The sequence below is a fragment of the Alcanivorax sp. HI0083 genome, assembly GCF_001635175.1.
In genome coordinates this window covers 1-633 of record NZ_LWFX01000114.1, presented here as the reverse complement: position 1 = coordinate 633, position 633 = coordinate 1, and the positions used below count along the sequence as shown (strand labels likewise).

1 protein-coding gene and 1 pseudogene are annotated in these 633 nt (G+C 59.3%); one reads left to right on the top strand and one right to left on the bottom strand.

What is annotated here, in order from left to right:
* Positions 1 to 246: SIS domain-containing protein (locus A3754_RS01340; protein ID WP_156496664.1), on the bottom strand; the 246-nt coding region annotated here is incomplete at its 3' end.
* Between the two features lie 207 nt (positions 247 to 453).
* On the opposite strand from A3754_RS01340, the pseudogene A3754_RS01335 reads away from it, so the two are divergent.
* Positions 454 to 633, top strand: a pseudogene (locus A3754_RS01335) (ABC transporter substrate-binding protein); the annotation flags it as partial.

Genomic DNA, 633 nt, shown 5'->3' with positions numbered 1-633 from the left:
GCCATGGGAGGCTTCACCGGGATGCACAAAAAAAGAGGGGGTGCCGGTGCTGGCCAGGGTGGCCGCCAGTTTGCTGCCCACATGCCCGCTTTTGCCCATGCCGGTGACGATCACGCGGCCTTTGGCATTCAGCATCAGATCGCAGGCAGCAGAAAAGCTGGCGTCCAGGCTGTCTTTCAGGGCATCCACGGCCCGGGCTTCGATATCCAGTACCCGTTGACCGACGCTGATATGGTCGTGACTCATGCGTTCTCCTTGGCGTTGGCGGCGATTATACACCGGTTGCCCCCTTCACGTTGACCCGAAATCGGTAACCTGGTCTCTACGGCGGGAACCGTATCGAACTCTGTGACTCCAATAAAACAATCAAGGTTCACGATGTTGCCGCTGTTGATGACTGGACAGGGGGTAAAGAACACCGTAAAACCGCCGGAGACTAACAGGGAGTAATCTATGCATTTGCAACGGTATATTCGAACGTGGCTGCACGCCGGCCTGGTGCTGCTGNTGGCAGGCATGGCCACATTGGCCCATGCCGAGAGCGATCCGCGCCAGGTGGTGTCGGACGCCGTGGAACGGATGACATCCCGCATCGAGGCCGAGCGCGAGGCGCTCAAGGCGGATCCGGACAAG